This window comes from Pseudomonas sp. JS425 (genome assembly GCF_018223845.1).
GTDB classification, from domain to species: Bacteria; Pseudomonadota; Gammaproteobacteria; order Pseudomonadales; family Pseudomonadaceae; genus Aquipseudomonas; species Aquipseudomonas asiatica.
In genome coordinates this window covers 2,582,925-2,600,724 of the sequence record NZ_CP073661.1, presented here as the reverse complement: position 1 = coordinate 2,600,724, position 17,800 = coordinate 2,582,925, and the positions used below count along the sequence as shown (strand labels likewise).

General features: G+C 64.2%; 16 protein-coding genes. 3 read left to right on the top strand and 13 right to left on the bottom strand.

The features are described 5' to 3' along the window. Nucleotides 1–13: 13 nt before the first annotated feature. The gene (locus KDB76_RS11890) at nt 14–151 is read right to left on the bottom strand and encodes a hypothetical protein (protein ID WP_023662445.1); all 138 of its coding nucleotides are present in this window, start codon (nt 149–151) and stop codon (nt 14–16) included. 234 nt (nt 152–385) lie between these two features. Between KDB76_RS11890 and KDB76_RS11885 the strand changes: the two genes are divergently transcribed. Next, complete coding sequence (locus KDB76_RS11885; protein ID WP_038409369.1) at nt 386–2,038, top strand: SulP family inorganic anion transporter; 1,653 nt, start codon at nt 386–388, stop codon at nt 2,036–2,038. Between the two features lie 212 nt (nt 2,039–2,250). Here KDB76_RS11885 and KDB76_RS11880 read toward each other — a convergent pair whose 3' ends face one another. The 10 genes from KDB76_RS11880 to pedF all read right to left on the bottom strand — a co-directional run bounded on the left by KDB76_RS11880 (nt 2,251) and on the right by pedF (nt 12,779). Further along, a complete protein-coding gene (locus KDB76_RS11880) occupies nt 2,251–3,978 on the bottom strand; it encodes a NahK/ErcS family hybrid sensor histidine kinase/response regulator (RefSeq protein WP_015270056.1) in 1,728 nt (575 codons plus the stop codon). Then, nucleotides 3,962–5,125, bottom strand: coding sequence for an alcohol dehydrogenase-like regulatory protein ErcA (ercA, locus tag KDB76_RS11875; RefSeq protein ID WP_013972181.1), 1,164 nt, complete (start codon nt 5,123–5,125; stop codon nt 3,962–3,964). Before ercA ends, KDB76_RS11880 begins: the two co-directional genes overlap by 17 nt. Before the next feature lie 89 nt (nt 5,126–5,214). Further along, entirely contained in the window at nt 5,215–5,487 is a 273-nt protein-coding gene (gene pqqD, locus KDB76_RS11870) for a pyrroloquinoline quinone biosynthesis peptide chaperone PqqD (protein ID WP_003257646.1), read from the bottom strand. Between the two features lie 52 nt (nt 5,488–5,539). Next, nucleotides 5,540–5,611: a pyrroloquinoline quinone precursor peptide PqqA gene (gene pqqA, locus KDB76_RS11865; RefSeq protein WP_003253598.1), complete on the bottom strand. Its 72-nt coding sequence runs from the start codon at nt 5,609–5,611 to the stop codon at nt 5,540–5,542. Between the two features lie 271 nt (nt 5,612–5,882). Further along, nucleotides 5,883–7,403: an aldehyde dehydrogenase family protein gene (locus KDB76_RS11860; protein ID WP_024086835.1), complete on the bottom strand. Its 1,521-nt coding sequence runs from the start codon at nt 7,401–7,403 to the stop codon at nt 5,883–5,885. A gap of 162 nt (nt 7,404–7,565) precedes the next feature. Further along, nucleotides 7,566–9,350 carry a PQQ-dependent alcohol dehydrogenase PedH gene (gene pedH, locus KDB76_RS11855; RefSeq protein WP_024086834.1) on the bottom strand — a complete coding sequence of 595 codons (1,785 nt, stop codon included), beginning with the start codon at nt 9,348–9,350 and terminating at the stop codon, nt 7,566–7,568. 162 nt (nt 9,351–9,512) lie between these two features. Then, a complete protein-coding gene (locus KDB76_RS11850; RefSeq protein ID WP_013972178.1) occupies nt 9,513–10,451 on the bottom strand; it encodes a quinoprotein relay system zinc metallohydrolase 1 in 939 nt (312 codons plus the stop codon). Between the two features lie 39 nt (nt 10,452–10,490). Then, a complete protein-coding gene (locus KDB76_RS11845) occupies nt 10,491–11,258 on the bottom strand; it encodes a quinoprotein dehydrogenase-associated SoxYZ-like carrier (RefSeq protein WP_024086833.1) in 768 nt (255 codons plus the stop codon). 178 nt (nt 11,259–11,436) lie between these two features. Then, nucleotides 11,437–12,312 carry a transporter substrate-binding domain-containing protein gene (locus tag KDB76_RS11840; protein WP_015270051.1) on the bottom strand — a complete coding sequence of 292 codons (876 nt, stop codon included), beginning with the start codon at nt 12,310–12,312 and terminating at the stop codon, nt 11,437–11,439. A gap of 5 nt (nt 12,313–12,317) precedes the next feature. Beyond that, entirely contained in the window at nt 12,318–12,779 is a 462-nt protein-coding gene (gene pedF, locus KDB76_RS11835) for a cytochrome c-550 PedF (protein WP_013972175.1), read from the bottom strand. A 254-nt stretch (nt 12,780–13,033) separates the two neighbouring features. Here pedF and exaA point away from each other — a divergent pair, with 254 nt between their 5' ends. Then, a complete protein-coding gene (gene exaA, locus KDB76_RS11830; RefSeq protein ID WP_013972174.1) occupies nt 13,034–14,929 on the top strand; it encodes a quinoprotein ethanol dehydrogenase in 1,896 nt (631 codons plus the stop codon). A gap of 67 nt (nt 14,930–14,996) precedes the next feature. Next, a complete protein-coding gene (locus tag KDB76_RS11825) occupies nt 14,997–15,656 on the top strand; it encodes a pentapeptide repeat-containing protein (protein ID WP_013972173.1) in 660 nt (219 codons plus the stop codon). Between the two features lie 161 nt (nt 15,657–15,817). Here the strand turns inward: KDB76_RS11825 and KDB76_RS11820 are convergent, their stop codons facing one another. Together KDB76_RS11820 and KDB76_RS11815 are read right to left on the bottom strand one after the other, a co-directional pair. Further along, nucleotides 15,818–16,456, bottom strand: a complete 639-nt coding sequence (locus KDB76_RS11820; protein WP_003257635.1) for a response regulator transcription factor — start codon at nt 16,454–16,456, stop codon at nt 15,818–15,820. Then, nucleotides 16,456–17,730, bottom strand: coding sequence for a histidine kinase (locus KDB76_RS11815; RefSeq protein WP_015270048.1), 1,275 nt, complete (start codon nt 17,728–17,730; stop codon nt 16,456–16,458). Before KDB76_RS11815 ends, KDB76_RS11820 begins: the two co-directional genes overlap by 1 nt. Nucleotides 17,731–17,800 lie beyond the last annotated feature (70 nt).

The window sequence follows — 17,800 nt, the reverse complement described above, 5'->3', positions numbered from 1 at the left end:
TCCATAACCGGCGTCATTTCCTGAAGGCGTGGGCGTTGAGGGAATGGTTGCGCTCGACGAATGCCGACGACTCCTCGGCGTGAACAGCCAGGGTGGACGACAGGGTGACCAGGGTGGCGAACGCGAGCAGGGCGTGCTTGATAGCGGTCATGGGGAAAGCCTCGGTATTTGAAAGTGAGGCGAATTCTTGGGAATTGCGGGGGCAAGAGAAATAGCGCCGCGAACAAATCAATATTGTGCACTGTTCACGAATATGAACGCTTGAGGGTGCAGATGCCGCGCCTGCCCTGCTCCGCCTCGTTCAGCTCGATCAGTTCGTTCAGAGGCACAACAGGCCCATGGCATGCTAAATACTATGTGCATGCACCTTATCAAGGAGCCTGCAATGATCGCGGTTCGCGAAGCCTGGAACGCCGGCCTGTTCAAGCGTGAACACTGGATGCGCAACCTTGTCTCCGGCCTCATCGTCGGGGTTGTTGCGCTGCCCCTCGCCATGGCCTTCGCCATCGCTTCCGGGGTCAAGCCGGAGCAAGGCATCTACACGGCGATCATAGGCGGGCTGCTGGTTTCCTTGCTGGGCGGCAGTCGATTGCAGATCGCCGGACCGACCGGGGCCTTCATCGTGATCCTCGCAGGGGTGACGGCGAAGTACGGAGTGGAAGGCCTTCAACTGGCCACGATGATGGCTGGCGCCATACTGCTGGTGCTTGGCATTACCCGCCTGGGTGCAGTCATCAAGTTCATTCCCGACCCGGTGATCGTAGGTTTCACCGCCGGCATCGGCATCATCATCTGGGTTGGGCAATGGCGTGACTTCTTCGGCCTGCCCGAAATCGAAGGTGGGCACTTCCACGAAAAACTGTGGCATCTGTTGCTAGCCCTGCCGGACCTCCACATTGCCACGACGCTGCTCGCGACATGCAGCCTTGCTTTGCTGATCCTGGCGCCAAGGCTGCCCGTGCTGAAACGCCTGCCCGGGCCACTGGTAGCCATGGTGTTCGCGACGCTGGTCCAATCCCTGTTTCATTTTGACGGTGTGGCTACCATCGGCACCGCCTTCGGGGCTATCCCACAAGGTTTGCCGTCACTGACCTGGCCCGAAGTCTCCCTGGCGCGGGTGATCGAACTGATCGGGCCAGCCTTTGCGATCGCCATGCTGGGGGCCATCGAATCGTTGCTCTCTGCTGTTGTCGCCGACGGCATGGCAGGGACCAGGCACGACTCGAACCAGGAACTGATCGGCCAAGGGGTCGCCAACCTGGTAGTGCCGCTGTTCGGGGGCTTTGCCGCCACAGGTGCCATTGCCCGGACAGCGACCAACATCCGCAATGGTGCTACCGGGCCGTTGGCCGGCATCATCCATGTGCTGACACTGGTACTGATCATTCTGTTCCTGGCGCCACTGGCGTCGAACATTCCACTCTGCGCACTGGCAGCGATCCTGTTCGTCGTCGCCTACAACATGAGCGAGCTGAAGCATTTCAAGCGCATGCTGCAGCGCGCACCGCGAGCCGACATCGCCATCCTGCTCGTCACCTTCACCTTGACGGTGTTCAGCGACCTGGTGATCGCCGTGAATATCGGCGTCATCCTCGCCATGCTTCAGTTCATGCGCCGCATGGCATCGTCCGTCGAAGTCCAGCAGGTGGTCGAAGAGGAACTGGCCAATGAACTGCACAGCAACGGCCAGAAATCGCTGCCCCCCGGCGTGCTGGTGTACACCATCGAAGGCCCGCTGTTCTTTGGCGCCGCTGAAACCTTCGAGCGCGCCCTGTCACAAACGCATACCGACCCTGAACTGCTGGTAATTTGCCTGAAGCGGGTGCCCTTCATGGACATCACCGGGCTGCAGACCCTGGAGGAAGTGATCCAGCAACTGCATGAACGCCAGATCGTTGTGAAACTGTGCGAAGCCAACGGCAAGGTACTTGGCAAGCTCGAAAAGGCCGGAATCTTGCGCCTGCTTGGCCCCGGGCACTATCACCAAACGCTCGGTACCGCCCTGCTGGAGGCAAAGGCACCGGCGGCACACAACTGACTTATGATCCACCAGGGCCATACAGAGTCCCATTTCAGGAACAGCCACCTGGCACTGCGCGCCCCCCTGTAGGAGCGGCTTTAGCCGCGAACACCGGCGCAGCCGGTGCCATGCACCGCGTTGGATTCTTCGCGGCTAAAGCCGCTCCCACAGGGTACGAGGATCGCTTGCGAATTCAGTTATCTGTCACGCAAGGCCATGGGGTTGAGGCTTCAGCCCAGCAACTGGCTCAATACCGCACGCAACTTCCCCGGTTTGACGGGCTTGTTCAGCAACGGCGCACCGAGCTTGTTCAAGGAGCGTCGGCACTGATCGCTGCGGTCGGCAGTGATGATCACCGCAGGAATGGCGGCGCCGAAATGTTCACGCAAGTGCCTGACCACCTCGCAGCCGACAACACCGTGGTCCAGGTGAAAGTCCGCCAGGATCAATTCCGGTGCCCGCCCCTGCAAGGCCAGCAAGGCCCCGGCCTGGTCGGTCGCGGTAACCACTTCGCAGCCCCACTGCCCGAGCAGCGCGCCCATGCTCTCGAGGATGCTCACTTCGTTGTCCAGTACCAGCAGGCGGCGGCCCGGCAACGGGTTGCCGGCGCCAGGCTGCGGCGCGGCCTGGTGGATAGGCAGCGGCATGGCTTCGCCGATCGGCACGTCGATACTGAACATCGAGCCACGCCCCGGCCATGAACGCACCTCGACGCGATAGCCGAGAATCTTGGCGATCCGCTCGACGATCGCCAGCCCCAGCCCCACACCCTTGCGATCGGCGGCACGGCCTACGTCAAGTTGGTTGAACTCGAGGAAAATGGCCTGCAGCCGATCGGCCGCGATGCCCCGCCCGGTATCCCACACCTCCAGGCGCAAGTGATCGCCGCGGCGCCTGGCGCCCAGCAGAATCCTGCCCTCATCGGTATAACGGCAGGCGTTGCTGAGAAAGTTGCGCAGGATACGCGTCATCAGCCGCAGGTCGGTGCTGATGGCGTAGTCGGCAATGCGCGCACGCAACTTCAGGCCTGCCGCATCGGCCACCGTGCGGAACTCCGAGACCAGTGGCCCGAACAGCTCATCGAGGCGGTACAGCGCCACGTCCGGCTTGACCGCCGCCTGGTCGAGCCGGGAAATGTCCAGCAGGTCGGTCAGCAGGTCTTCAGCGCCCTCCAGCGCCTGATGGGTACGCTCCACCAGCACTTTTTCCGCTTCTGGCAGCGGTCTTTCGCGCAAGGTCGAGATCAGCAGCCGCGCGGCATTCAGCGGTTGCAGCAGGTCATGGCTGGCGGCAGCGAGGTACTTGTCCTTGCTGCGGTTGGCGGTTTCCGCGGCGTCGCGGGCATCGCGCAGGGCGCGGGCGATCTGTTTGCGCTCGGCGATCTGCTGTTGCAGGTTGCGGTTGGCCTCCAGCAGTTCATCGGTACGGGCAGCCACCCGTTGCTCGAGCTCGTCATTCAGTTGCTGCAGGCGCTGCTGGGCCAGCTTGCGTTCGGTGATGTCGGCGACAAACCCTTCCACCAGCCCTTCCTGACCTGGCTTGAGCAACAGGTTCATCAACACATCAAGGTGGCTGCCGTCCTTGCGCCGCAAGCGGGTTTCATAACCGTGCAGGCTGCGTTCACGGGCGAGGGTCGCGGTGATGGCGTGCAACTCTTCGGCCCCGCCGACAAACAGGTTGGCGGCAAGGTCCGTCAGCGGAAACAGCAACGCTTGCGGGTTGTCGTAACCGAGCATGCGTGCCAACGCCGGGTTGGCGGCACGCATGCCGTCTTGCAGGCTGGCCTGGAAAATCCCGTGCACGGCGTTTTCGAACAACCATTTGTAGCGGTTGCGCTCGGCCTCCAGTTCGTCCAGGCGCGCCGCCAGCTCCGGGTAATGGCTCTTGCGCGCCGAGTGGTCGCCCAGCCCCAGCAGCCCGGCCAGCGCCCGTTGCTGCTCGTCAGAGGGCCTCGCCATAGACCACCTCGACATCACGCTGGCTCGACGCACGCGGGTTGGTGAGGATGCACGGGTCGTCCATCGCATGTTGCGACAGGAACGGGATATCGGCCGTGCGCACCCCATGCAGGCCCAGGGTTTCGTGGAAGCCGATGGCACGCTTGAGCGCGATCAGGTGCTCCACCAGGCGCGCGCAGATCTGCCGGTGGTTGAGGCCGCGGCAGTCGATACCCAGCACTTCGGCAATCACCTTGAAACGCTCCGGTGCCGAGCTGTAGTTGAACGCCACCACGTGCTCCACCAGCACCGCATTGCACAGGCCATGCGGCAGGTCGAGGAACCCGCCCAGGCTGTGCGACATGGCGTGGACCGCACCCAGGATCGCATTGGAAAACGCCAGCCCCGCCTGCATGCTGCCCAGCATGATCTTCTCGCGCAGGGCGATATCGGTGGGGTTGGCGATCATCTCCACCAGGTTGCCGTTGATCAGGCGCATGGCCTCCAGCGCATGGGGGTCGGTCAGCGGGCCGTGGCCGGTGGAAACGAAGGCTTCGATGGCGTGCACCAGCGCATCGATACCGGTGCAGGCCGACAGGAACGGGTCCATGCTCAGGGTGGTTTGCGGGTCGATCAGCGACACGTCCGGCACCACCGCCTTGCTGACGATGGAGAACTTCATGCGCTCCTGCTGGTTGGAAATGATCACGAACTGCGACACGTCCGCCGAGGTGCCGGCCGTGGTCGGGATCAGGATCAGCGGCGGGCTGGGCACGCGGATCATGTCCACGCCTTCGAATTCGAGGATGCTGCGCCCGTGGGCGACCACGATGCCGATGGCCTTGCCGCAATCCATCGGGCTGCCGCCGCCGACCGCGACGATCACATCACAGTGGTTTTGCCGGTAGATCTCGGCGCCAAGCATCACCTCTTCCACACGCGGGTTGGGCGATACGGCGCTGTACAGGCAGTAGTCGATGCCCTGGGCCTGCAGGCTGGCCTCCACGTCCGCCACCCAACCGGCGGCAATCACACCGGGGTCGCTGACCACCAGCACCTTGCGCGCACCGAAGGTCTTGGCGTAATTGGCGACATTATGCCGGCAGCCGGCACCAAAGATGATCTCGGGCGAAACGAACTTGCGAAGCGGGCTGAAACTCTGGCTCATCGGGAAGCCTGTTCTTATTGTTCTGGAAGGTAACCGCCAGCGTAAAGCATCCCGCAGCGAAAGCAACCAGACCAAAGCCTGGCCACGGCTCATTCGATCCAGTACTTGGCACGGGCCACCTCCAGGAACGCCAGGATGTCCTCGTCCAGCCCCGGCACCCCGGGGAAGCGCTGTGCAAGGCGGTCGATGACCGCCGCCACGCTGCGCCGGCCGTCCAGCAACTCGAGCACCCAGCCGGCACTGGCATTGAGTTCGATGGTGCCCTCCGGGTACAGCAGCACATGGCAGGCCCGGCAGGGCTCCCAGCGCAGGCGGAAGCCCTTGCGCAAGGCCAGGGCTTGTTCGCGATCGATCAGGTTCACAACGGGCATGCTCAATGAAGAACCGGCCATCGCGCTGATGGCCGGACAGGCATCAACGATTGGCGAAGTACATCGTCACTTCGAAGCCGATGCGCAGGTCGGTAAAGGCGGGTTTAGTCCACATGGGGCATTCCTCTTCTTGGTGCCGGGCGATTCCGGTAGAGGCATTAATGCACGAGGGGCGACGGGGCCGAATGCTACTTTGGGACAGGTTTGCGGGGTGCGTTGGTAGGGGTAACACGGAGCAGCTGTGGTTTGTGCATGGCAGTGCCGGCCTCTTCGCGGGCTCGCCCGCTCCCACAGGGATTGCGCAAGATCCATGGCCTGCGCGGTCCCTGTAGGAGCTGGCTTGCCTGCGATGGGCTGCAAGGCAGCCCCCGAGGCCAGCTCAGGCTTTAGAAGAAGCCCAACGGGTTGATGTCGTAGCTCACCAGCAGGTTCTTGGTCTGCTGGTAGTGATCAAGCATCATCTTGTGCGTCTCGCGGCCCACCCCGGACTTCTTGTAGCCACCGAACGCGGCATGCGCCGGGTACAGGTGGTAGCAGTTGGTCCACACGCGCCCGGCCTTGATCCCGCGGCCCATGCGGTAGGCACGGTTGATGTCACGGGTCCACAGCCCCGCGCCCAGGCCAAACTCGCTGTCGTTGGCGATCGCCAGCGCTTCGGCTTCGTCCTTGAAGGTGGTCACGCCCACCACCGGGCCGAAGATCTCCTCCTGGAACACGCGCATCTTGTTGTTGCCCTTGAGCAAGGTCGGCTGGATGTAGTAACCGCTGGCCAGGTCGCCGTCGAGCCGCTCGGCAGCGCCACCGGTGAGCAGCTGCGCGCCCTCCTCCCGGGCAATCTGCAAGTAGGAAAGAATCTTGTCGTATTGCTGCTCCGAGGCCTGGGCGCCGACCATGGTCGCGGTGTCCAGCGGGTTGCCACGGGTGATCTTGGCGATCTTCTTCATCACCTCGGCCATGAACGGCTCGTAGATCGATTCCTGGATCAGCGCCCGCGACGGGCAGGTGCACACTTCGCCCTGGTTGAAGAACGCCAGCACCAGGCCTTCGGCTGCCTTTTCGATGAACGCGGGCTCGGCCTGCATGATGTCTTCGAAGAAGATGTTCGGCGACTTGCCACCCAGTTCGACGGTGGACGGGATGATGTTCTCGGCCGCGCACTTCATGATGTGCGAGCCCACCGGGGTGGAACCGGTGAAGGCGATCTTGGCGATGCGCTTGCTGGTGGCCAGTGCCTCACCGGCTTCGCGACCAAAGCCCTGGACGATGTTCAGCACGCCTGCTGGCAGCAGGTCGGCGATCAGCTCGGCGAAAATGGTGATCGACAACGGCGTCTGCTCCGCCGGTTTGAGCACCACGCAGTTGCCGGCTGCCAGCGCCGGGGCGAGTTTCCAGGCGGCCATCAGCAGCGGGAAGTTCCATGGAATGATCTGCCCGACCACGCCCAATGGCTCGTGGATGTGGTAGGCCACGGTGCCCTCGTTGATTTCGGCGGCGCCGCCTTCCTGGGCACGGATGCAGCCGGCGAAGTAGCGGAAGTGGTCCGCCGCCAGCGGCACGTCGGCGTTGAGGGTTTCGCGCACGGCCTTGCCGTTGTCCCAGCTCTCGGTAACGGCCAGTACTTCGAGATTCTGTTCGATGCGGTCGGCGATCTTCAGCAGTACCAGGGCGCGGTCCTGCACCGAGGTCTTGCCCCAGGCCTCGGCAGCGGCATGCGCGGCGTCCAGGGCCTGCTCGATGTCCTGGGCGCCGGAGCGCGGGAACTCGGCAATCGGCTGGCCATTGACCGGCGAGCTGTTGGTGAAGTACTGGCCGCCCAGCGGCGGCACGAATTCACCGTTGATGAAGTTGCCGTAGCGTGGTTTGAAGGACACGACGGCGCCTGGGGTTCCGGGTTGTGCGTAGATCATGCTGAGCCTCTGTGGGTCGATGCCTGTCCGGCGACAGGCGATGAGCCGATGGTAAAAAGCCCCGCCTGCCGGGCGAATGCATCGTTGGCAGCGGGGCTCTCGTCATTTGGTAGTAGGGCCGCTTGCCACAGGGTCCCTGGCAGCAAGCGGCAGGTTGCAGGCTTAGCGACTGGCGCTTGCCGTTTGCAGTTGCTTGGGCAGCTTGAAGGTCCAGAGCATGCCGCCCTGGTTGAAGTCCTTGACCCGCTTGGCCACTTCACCGCCCCACAGCGGCACCGCGCCGCCCCAACCGGAAACCACCGAAACGTACTGCTCGCCGTCCATTTCCCAGGTCACTGGCGAACCGAGCACGCCGGAACCGGTCTGGAACTCCCAGACCTTGTCGCCGGTCTTGGCGTTGAAGGCCTGCAGGAAGCCTTCCGGCGTGCCGGTGAACACCAGGTTGCCCTTGGTGGTCAGCACCCCGCCCCACAGTGGCGCATAGTTCTTGTGGCGCCACACTTCCTTGCCGCTGACCGGGTCGATGGCGCGCAACACGCCAATGTAGTCTTCGTTGAGCGGCTTGATGGTGAAGCCGGCACCGAGGAACGCCGCGCCCTTCTTGTAGGCGATGCCTTCGTTCCAGATGTCCATGCCCCACTCGTTGGACGGCACATAGAACAGCCCGGTGTCCTTGTTGTAGGCCATCGGCATCCAGTTCTTGGCCCCGAGGAACGCCGGGGCGACGAACACCGAGCTGCCCTTGGCCTCGCTACCCGGCGCCCCCGGCCGGCTGGCCTCGTTGTAGATTGGCCGGCCGTCCTTGTCCAGGCCGGTGGCCCAGGTGATCTTGTCGACGAAGGGGAAGCCGCGGATGAACTTGCCGTTGGTGCGGTCCAGCACGTAGAAGAAGCCGTTGCGGTCAGCGGTAGCGGCGGCCTTGACCTCCTTGCCGCCGTCCTTGTAGTTGAACGAGATCAGCTCGTTGACGCCGTCGAAGTCCCAGCCGTCATGCGGCGTGCTCTGGAAGTGCCACTTGATGGTGCCATCGTCGGGGTTCAGGGCCAGGCGCGACGAGGAATACAGGTTGTCGCCCGGGCGCAGGTGCGAGTTCCACGGCGCCGGGTTGCCGGTGCCGAACAGGATCAGGTTGGTTTCCGGGTCGTAGTAGCCACCCAGCCAAGGCGCCGCACCACCGGTCTTCCACAGGTCGCCGGGCCAGGTCTTGCCCGCCTCGCCGCCGGAAATGCCGTTTTCGATCGCCTTGCCGTCCTTGTACACGTAGCCCATGTGCCCTTCCACGGTCGGGCGCATCCACAGCAGCTCGCCGTTTTCCGGGTTGTAGGCCTGGATCTTGCCCACCACGCCAAACTCGCCGCCGGCGACGCCGGTGATCAGCTTGCCGTTGACGATCATCGGCGCCGCGCTGATGGAGTAGCCTTCCTTGTGGTCGGCCACTTTCTTGCTCCATACCACCTTGCCGGTGTCCTTGTTCAGCGCCACCAGCTTGGCATCGAGGGTGCCGAAGAACACCAGGTTGCCGTACAGCGCCACGCCGCGGTTGATCACGTCGCAGCACGGGCGGATGTCATCGGGCAGGCGCGCATCGTATTGCCACAGCTTCTTGCCGGTACGGGCGTCCACGGCGAACACCCGTGAGTAGGAGCCGGTCAGGTACATCACCCCGTCCTTGACCAGCGGCTGGGCCTGCTGGCCGCGCTGCTTCTCACCACCGAAGGAAAATGCCCAGACCGGCCGCAGGTCCTTGACGTTGTCGGTATTGAGCAGGTTCAGCGGGCTGTAGCGCTGGCCCTGCACGCCCAGGCCATTGGTCACGATCTGCTGCGGGTTCTTCGGGTCCTGGAGAATTTCTTCATTGCTGACAGCGGCGTGGGCTGCACCGGCAAGCAGCATGGCGCTGAGCACCAGGCTCAAGGCGAACACGGGACGACGTGTGGATCGGGTCATGACGGCTACCTTTGGTTTTTTTGTTGTATCCGGGAAAACTTCCCGGTGTGTCGGGAATTCTTGGTCCCGACCTGCTTGCCAACAATTGCCCGCAGTGCTGAGTTTTCTAGTTCCTTGGTAGCAGTGAACTTGCGCGGTCCCACAGGGGGCCGCGTTACACCCTCAGATTGGGGGCTTGGCGTCGACACGCCGCAGCTGCTGGCGTTCGTAACGGGGGTACAAGTGGCTGACACTGCGAATCAGCTCGTAACGGGTCAGGCTGATAGCAGCAAACCGTTCGGGTATGGGGCTGCGGATCATCTCGGCCATGTCATCGCCACGCGCCGCGCCGTCGCGCATCAGTCCGTCCAGCCAGCCCAGGTAATCACGCATCTGGGCAAACGGCCGGGCATCGCTGGCGAGCGGGCCATGACCAGGCACCAGCTGCTTCCAGGGCAGCGCTTGCAAGGTGTCCAGGTCCTTCAGCCACACCTCCAGCCCCGGGCTGTTGGGCGTGGTCAATGCGCGCTCGTAGAACACCAGGTCGCCGGCGAACAGCACACCGGTGCTTTCATCCAGAATCGCCAGGTCGGCACCGGTGTGCCCGCCCAGCGCCAGCAGCCGCAGGCGGTGCCCACCCACCTCGTGAATACCTGGCTCCAGCACGCGGGTCGGCAGCACCACCTCGGTACCGCGCATCCAGTCGCCAACCAGGCGGTACATGTTCTCGGCCATGGCCTCCCCCTGCTGGCGCAACAGCTCGCCGGTACCGGCCAGGGCGCCGATGGGCACATCGGCAAAGGCCTGGTTGCCCAGCACATGGTCGGGGTGATGATGGGTCAGCAGCACTTCGACTACCGGCTTGTCGGTGGTGGCGGCAATGGCCTGGCGCAAGGCTTCGCCGTAGCGTTTCGACGGCCCGCTGTCGATCACCACCACCCCGCTGTCGGTGACGATGAACGCGGTGTTGACGATATTGCCGCCGTTATCCTTGGCGAAATTGTCGGTGCTGCCCTCCAGCAGCCAGGTGCCTTCGGCGATCTGCCGGGGCTTGAGCCGATAGTCCAGGTCTGCCCAGGCCGGCAGGCCCAGGCACAGTAGCAACAGCAGAATGCAACGCATGACGGGCGCCTCTGGTCAGGGATGGAGTCGGCAACGCGTTCAGGGCACTGCCGCCTCGAACTGGTTGCCGCTGTTGTCCTGCAACAACAGCCGGGTCGGCCCGGAGCCCTGGATGTCGAAGCCCAGGTTGGGGTTTTCGCTGACCGCCGGGTACAGTTCCAGGCTGGCCAGGCGCTGGCCGTCCGCGCCTTGCAACTCGGCATGGTTGAGGAAGAATTCGGGAATGCCGCTGACCAGGCCGTTGTCCATGGGGTGAGCCACCTGCAGGCGCAAGCGGCTGCTGTCGCCGCGCGGGTAGCGTCCGCCCAGGACTTCGCCAAGGTGTTCCTCCCAGCCGGGCTGAGTGCGTACCACGCTGGGCGCGGTACAACCGCCGCCGGCAGCATCGATCAGGGTCGAGCCGACATGCCACAGGCCGTCGCGGGTCAGCACCGCGGCACGCAGCGGTGTGGCCTGTTCGACGCGGATGCGGATCGACAACCAGGGCAGCACGCGCTCGCCAGGCTGGAAGTCGACGATACGCGGCAGCGGGTTGAGTTCGGCCCAGGCGATGATCCGCACCACCTGGCCGCTGAACGCCCGAGCGTCGATCTCCAACGGCACCTGGCGTGCGTCCTCGGCAAAGGGTGGCGCCAGCAGCTTGACCCGATCATCGAACACGAATGCGGCCTGGCCCAGCAGCTGCTTGTGGTAGAAGTCCCACATCACCGACGGCACCGGGTCCTTTTGGCTACCTGGCTCGCTGGCCAGGGCTTGTGCGGCCCAGAGCACCCAGCAGGCCAGCAGGAAAGTCGCTCGCCAGTTCATCGCCCACTCCTTTTGATCAACGCAAACCTGGCTGACAGTGCACGGTCCTTGTGGGAGCGGGTTCACCCGCGAACACCGGCGAGGCCGGTGCCATATACCGCGTCGCATTCTTCGCGGGTGAACCCGCTCCCACAGGGGGATGTGTTGCTTTTACAAACTCACAAGCCTGCGAAGCCTGTTACTGATACATCTCCGGCACCTGGTAACGCAGGCCATAACTGGCATAAATCGCCTTCATCCGCCCATCACGAATCAGCGTCTCAAGCGCTTCCTCCACCGCATAGGCCAGCTGCCGGTTGCTTTCATGCACCGCCATGCCGATCTCCCAGGCCTGCTTGCCAAGGTTCGGGTAGGCGTTTTCCGCCAGGGCCAGCTGCGGGTCGGCGGCTTGATGCAGTTGCCAGTCAACTTCGCCGCGCATCGCCATCACCGCGTCCACCTGGCCGGCCTGCATGGCGCCGAAAGCTTGCTGCACATTGGGGTAGTGATGGGTCCTGGCACTGAGCATGCCGTTGAACACAGAAGTCAGATAGAACGACGGTACGCTGTCCACCTCGACCCCGATCGGGTGCTGCTGGAACACCGCGACACTGGCCACCGAGGGCAGGCGGCGGCGATCATAGGCGACCTGCCAGCGCTCCTCCTGATAAGGGCCGAACATGACCACCTGGGCGTTTTCCAGCTCGCCTACCTCGTTGCGTCGCTGCGCATAGGCATGGTCGTATGGCACCCGCATCATCAGGTCGGCCAGTTGCTGGTGGCGCAACGGGCTGCCGCGCCAGATGTAGTCGCGCAGATCGTCGTCGAGCTTTTCCCCGGGTGGCGCCCAGATCAGCTGCAAGCGCACCCCCAACGCCGTGGCCAGGGCCTGCGCCAGCTCCACGTCGACACCTCGCGGCTGGCCGTGGTCCTCGAAACTGTAGGGCGCAAAGTCCTTGTACACAGCCACCTTCAATTCGCCGGCGGCGATGATCGCGTCGTAGTTGCGCACCTGCGCCTGCGCCGCCGCGCAGCACAGCAGCAAGCCACTGAACAGCACCGCCAACAGACGCATGGCCGTCATTCCTCGACGTGCACGCTGTCCAGGTAGGTGCGCACCGCCCACAGGGCCTCCTGGCTCAGGTAGTCGGCCATTTTCGGCATGTACACCCGGCCGTCGCGGACCGCACCGTGGCGTACCCGCTCGACGAACCACTCATCCCCGGCCTCGCCGGCATCGAGCATGCGCAGATCCGGGGCGATGCCCCCCGACTTGGCCTCCAGGCCATGGCAGGCGGCGCAGTTCTGGTTGTAGGCCGAGGCACCGATCTCCACGGCCTTGTCGTGCTCGGGAGAGCTGCGGTACGGGTTGACCGCTGCCCAGCCATCGCCGTCCAGGGTTACGCCAGCGTCCTTGATCGGGGTCAGGCCCTTGGTTTCCACGGCCTGGGGCACCACATTGCCATGTGCCCAGGCAGTGCCGGTCAGCACTGCACTGGCAAGCAGCCCGGCAGCCAGCAAGACGTTGCGTTTTGTTGTCATTTTTATGCCCTCACGATTGCACGCAAGGCCTCAACCACAGAGGCCGTGTCGCCATCTTAGAAACAGCCCGCAGGCGGCCGAATGCTGCTTTGGTGGCCGCGCCTTACTCCCTTGGTAGTAGGGCTTGTGGCGAAGGGCCAAATGAGGTGCCCCGTGGGAACTATTCCCGGCAAGGGCGGGATTTTTTCCGTATCCCGCAAGGCCCGCCCCGTCCCACCCTGTGCAGGCCAAAACCTCCACTGGGAACTGCAACCATGACAACAAGAACGCTACCCGCCCTTTCCCCTCTGGCCCTGAGCGTGCGGGCCTTGCTGCTGGCCGGTAGCCTGGCCCTGGGCAGCGTGGCCACGGCAGCCACCACCCCTGCGGCACCTGCCAGCAAGAACGTGACGTGGGAAGACATCGCCAACGACCACCTGACCACCCAGGATGTGCTGCAGTACGGCATGGGTACCAACGCCCAGCGCTGGAGCCCATTGGCCCAGGTCAATGACAAGAACGTGTTCAAGCTGACCCCGGCGTGGTCCTATTCCTTCGGCGACGAGAAACAACGCGGCCAGGAATCCCAGGCCATCGTCAGCGACGGTGTGGTCTACGTTACCGGCTCATATTCGCGGGTGTTCGCCCTCGATGCGAAAACCGGCAAACGCCTGTGGACCTACAACCACCGCCTGCCGGACAACATTCGCCCCTGCTGCGATGTGGTCAACCGCGGCGCGGCGATCTACGGCGACAAGATCTACTTCGGCACCCTCGACGCGCGGGTCATCGCCCTCGACAAGCGCACCGGCAAAGTGGTGTGGAACAAGAAGTTCGGCGACCACGCCGCCGGCTACACCATGACCGGTGCCCCGGTGCTGATCAAGGACAAGACCAGCGGCAAGGTACTGCTGATCCACGGCAGCTCCGGCGATGAATTCGGCGTGGTCGGCCAACTGTTCGCCCGCGACCCGGACACCGGTGAAGAGGTGTGGATGCGGCCCTTCGTCGAGGGCCACATGGGCCGCCTGAACGGCAAGGACAGCACGCCGACCGGTGACGTCAAGGCGCCGTCCTGGCCGGACGACCCCACTACCGAAACCGGCAAGGTCGAAGCCTGGAGCCACGGCGGCGGCGCGCCTTGGCAAAGCGCCAGCTTCGACCCCGAGACCAACACCATCATTGTCGGCGCCGGCAACCCTGGCCCCTGGAACACCTGGGCGCGCACCTCGAAGGACGGCAACCCGCATGACTTCGACAGCCTGTATACCTCAGGGCAGGTCGGCGTCGACCCGAGCACCGGTGAAGTGAAGTGGTTCTACCAGCACACGCCCAACGATGCCTGGGATTTCTCCGGCAACAACGAGCTGGTGCTGTTCGACTACAAGGGCAAGGACGGCAAGCTGGTCAAGGCCACCGGCCACGCCGACCGCAACGGCTTCTTCTACGTGGTGGACCGCAGCAACGGCAAACTGCAGAACGCTTTCCCCTTCGTCGACAACATCACCTGGGCCAGCCACATCGACCTCAAGACCGGGCGCCCGGTGGAAAACCCTGGGCAGCGCCCGGCCAAACCGCTGCCGGGAGAAACCAAGGGCAAGCCGGTGGAGGTCTCGCCACCCTTCCTTGGCGGCAAGAACTGGAACCCCATGGCCTACAGCCAGGACACCGGCCTGTTCTACATCCCCGGCAACCAGTGGAAGGAGGAGTACTGGACCGAGGAAGTGAACTACAAGAAGGGCTCGGCCTACCTGGGCATGGGCTTCCGCATCAAGCGCATGTACGACGACCACGTCGGCACCCTGCGCGCCATGGACCCGACCACCGGCAAGCTGGTTTGGGAGCACAAGGAGCACCTGCCGCTGTGGGCCGGCGTGCTGGCGACCAAGGGCAACCTGGTGTTCACCGGCACCGGCGACGGCTTCTTCAAGGCCTTCGACGCCAAGACGGGCAAGGAGCTGTGGAAGTTCCAGACCGGCAGCGGCATCGTCTCGCCGCCGATCACCTGGGAACAGGACGGCGAGCAGTACATCGGCGTGACCGTGGGCTACGGCGGCGCGGTACCGCTGTGGGGCGGCGACATGGCCGAACTGACCAAGCCGGTGGCCCAGGGTGGTTCGTTCTGGGTGTTCAAGATCCCAAGCTGGGACAACAAGACTGCACAGCGTTGACTTGCAGCGGGGAGCGGGCCTGCGCCCCTCCCCGCTTCTGCCTTTCTCCTGCCAAGAGCCTTTCGCCATGAACTACCTGCCACTTGCCTTGTTGATCGTGCTGACCCCTGCCATGGCCGAGAATGCCGACGACGCTGGCAACGATACCCCCCTGACCATCAACGGCTGCGTGATTGCCGAAGCCAGCCAGTGCCCGGGGGCCGACCTGCGGGGCGCCAACCTGGCCAACCAGGACCTGCGCAAGATGAACCTGGCCGGCGCCGACCTGCGCGATGCCGACCTGCGCCATGCCCGGCTGGACCTGGCCAACCTGGAAAAGGCCAACCTGCAAGGCGCCAACCTGACCCGCGCCAGCCTGCAGCAGAGCAACCTGCGCCTGGCCGACCTGAGCCAAAGCCGGCTCGTTGCGATTCAGGGCTGGGGCCTGTTTGCCCAGGGTGCGCAATTTGCCAAGGCCGACCTCAGCGCGGCCTACCTGCAGTTCGCAAGGTTGTCAGGGGCGAAGATGCAGCAGGCCAACCTGCGCGCGGCGGACCTGGAAATGGCCTGGCTGAGCAAGGCTGATCTGCAAGGGGCCGACCTTGGCGATGCCAACCTGCAGGAGGCCAAGTTTGGCCAGAGCAACCTGGCCCGCGCCGACTTGCGCGGGGCGCGGCAGCATTACGGGAATTTTCAAGAGGCCAACATGGAGGGGTGCAAGGGGTGCCCCGAGACCTGGGACAATTGAGCAAAGCGTGCTTGGGCACATTGTTCCCCTGTGGGAGCGGGTTCACCCGCGAACACCGGCGAAGCCGGTGCCATATACCGAGTCGCCTCATTCGCGGGTGAACCCGCTCCCACAGAGTCACTGCTAAATCCATCAGTCATATGTTGGCCTTCAAAGAAACCTCACCCCGCCACCCGCACCACCCCCAGATCAATCCCCAGATGCACCAGCTCCGCATGGGAGCTGACCTGCAACTTGCTCTTGAGCAAGGTCAGGTGGTTGGACACGGTCTTGGCACTGATGCACAACTGCTCGGCAATCCCTCGCACCGGGGTGCCCTTGGCCAGCATCACGAAGATTTCCAGCTCACGCTGGGTCATGCGCTGCAGGCGCGGGTCGCTGGCATTCTGCTGTGACGTGCAGGCCAACTGGGTGGCCAAGGGCTGTTCGATATAGGCATGCCCGGCCAACACCCGCTGCACCGCCTCGATCAGCACTTCGGGCGCCGAGTTCTTGGTCAGGTATCCTGAGGCACCAGCATCCAGCGCCTGGCGCACCAGCGGCAGTTCGTCATGCATGCTGAAGAACAGCACCCGCAACTGCGGCAGGCGCTGACGCAGGCGCCGGGTGGTTTCCAGCCCGCTGATGCCTGGCAGGCCAAAGTCCATGATCACCAGGTTGGGCACCTGTTCCTGAACCCGCGCCAGCGCCTCTTCGCCACTGGCAGCCTCACGCACCTGTACCTTCGGCAGCACCGCTCGCAGCAGGCTGGCATAGCCCTGGCGGACCACGGCGTGGTCATCGACCAACACGATATTCATCACACCTCCATGGGAATGTTCAGGGCCAGCGCCCAGCCGGCACCCGGTCGGCTGAGGATGCGCAGTTCACCGCCCAGGCTGCGGGCGCGCTCGGCCATCGAGTGCAGGCCTACCCCGGGGCGCTGGGGCTGGCTGGCACCGCAACCGTTGTCGCGAACCAGCAGGCGCAAGCCCTTGGCGCTGCGTTGCAGGCGCACCCGCACCTGGCTTGCGCCGGCGTGACGGGCGACGTTGGTCAACGCCTCCTGCAGCAAACGATACAAATGCGTGCGACTCGGCCCGGGTAGTGCCGGCAAATGCTCGCCTACCCGCAGGCGGCAATCGATACCCTGGCTGGCCTGCCATTGGCTCACCAGCAGGCCGAAGGCTTCGGCCAGCGGCATGTGCTGCAACGCCAGCGGGTACAGGTCATGTACCAGGGCGCGGAAACCTTGCTGCAGGCGTTCACAATCGAGCTCCAGGGTGCGTGTCGTCTGCGCCACCGCGGTTGGCTGGTCGGCGACCATGCGCAGCAGGCAGAGCTGGGCCCGAATACCCGCCAGGTATTGCCCGAGGTCGTCGTGCAGGGTCTGCGCCAACTGGGTGCGTTCCTGCTCCTGCACCGCCAGCAGGGCCTGGGTAAGTTGGGTATTGTCGCAGCGGGCCTGCTCCAGAGACGCGGTCATGCGGTTGAAGTGCTCCGCCAATTGGCGCGCCTCCGGCAGGCCGGCCTCGCGCAGGCGTGCGGTCAATTGCCCACCCGAGACCTGGCGCAAGGCCTGCAGCAGATCGTCCAGCAAGCCCATGCCCCGCCGCACCGCCCAACGGATGGTCAACAAGCTCAGCAGCAACGCAAGGCCGCACAAGACCAACAACTGCTGCAGGGAGTCACGCACCTCGTCGATTTCATCTCGTGCATCCACGGCGATCATTACCCGGCGACCATCCCCCAGCTCCAGCAGCCGGCTGCTGTCGTGGCGCTGCCCAAGCAGTTGGCGGCCCAACCAGGCATCCAGGCCGGTTGCTTGCGGCAGCCGCGCAGGTTCATCCGCCGCCAGCCAGTGCACCCGCACATGGCGCAGGCTTTGCGTCAGCCGTGGTTGCAGGCTCTGCGGGTCGCGCTCGGCAGTGTCGCCGAGGTATGCCACCACGGCTTGCGCCGACTGCAGCTCCCGCTCCACGTCAGCCACCGCCTGGCGCAACAGCACCACGGCACAGGCCAGCGTCAACATCGCGAAGCAACAAGTGACCCAGAGGTTGATCCGCCACAGGGCCGAAAGGTTGACAAGGCGCATGGGCAGTTCTCCTCGGGGTTGCTGCGGCCATCGTAAAACCCGCGCCCATGTGGTGAATTACTACCTTGGT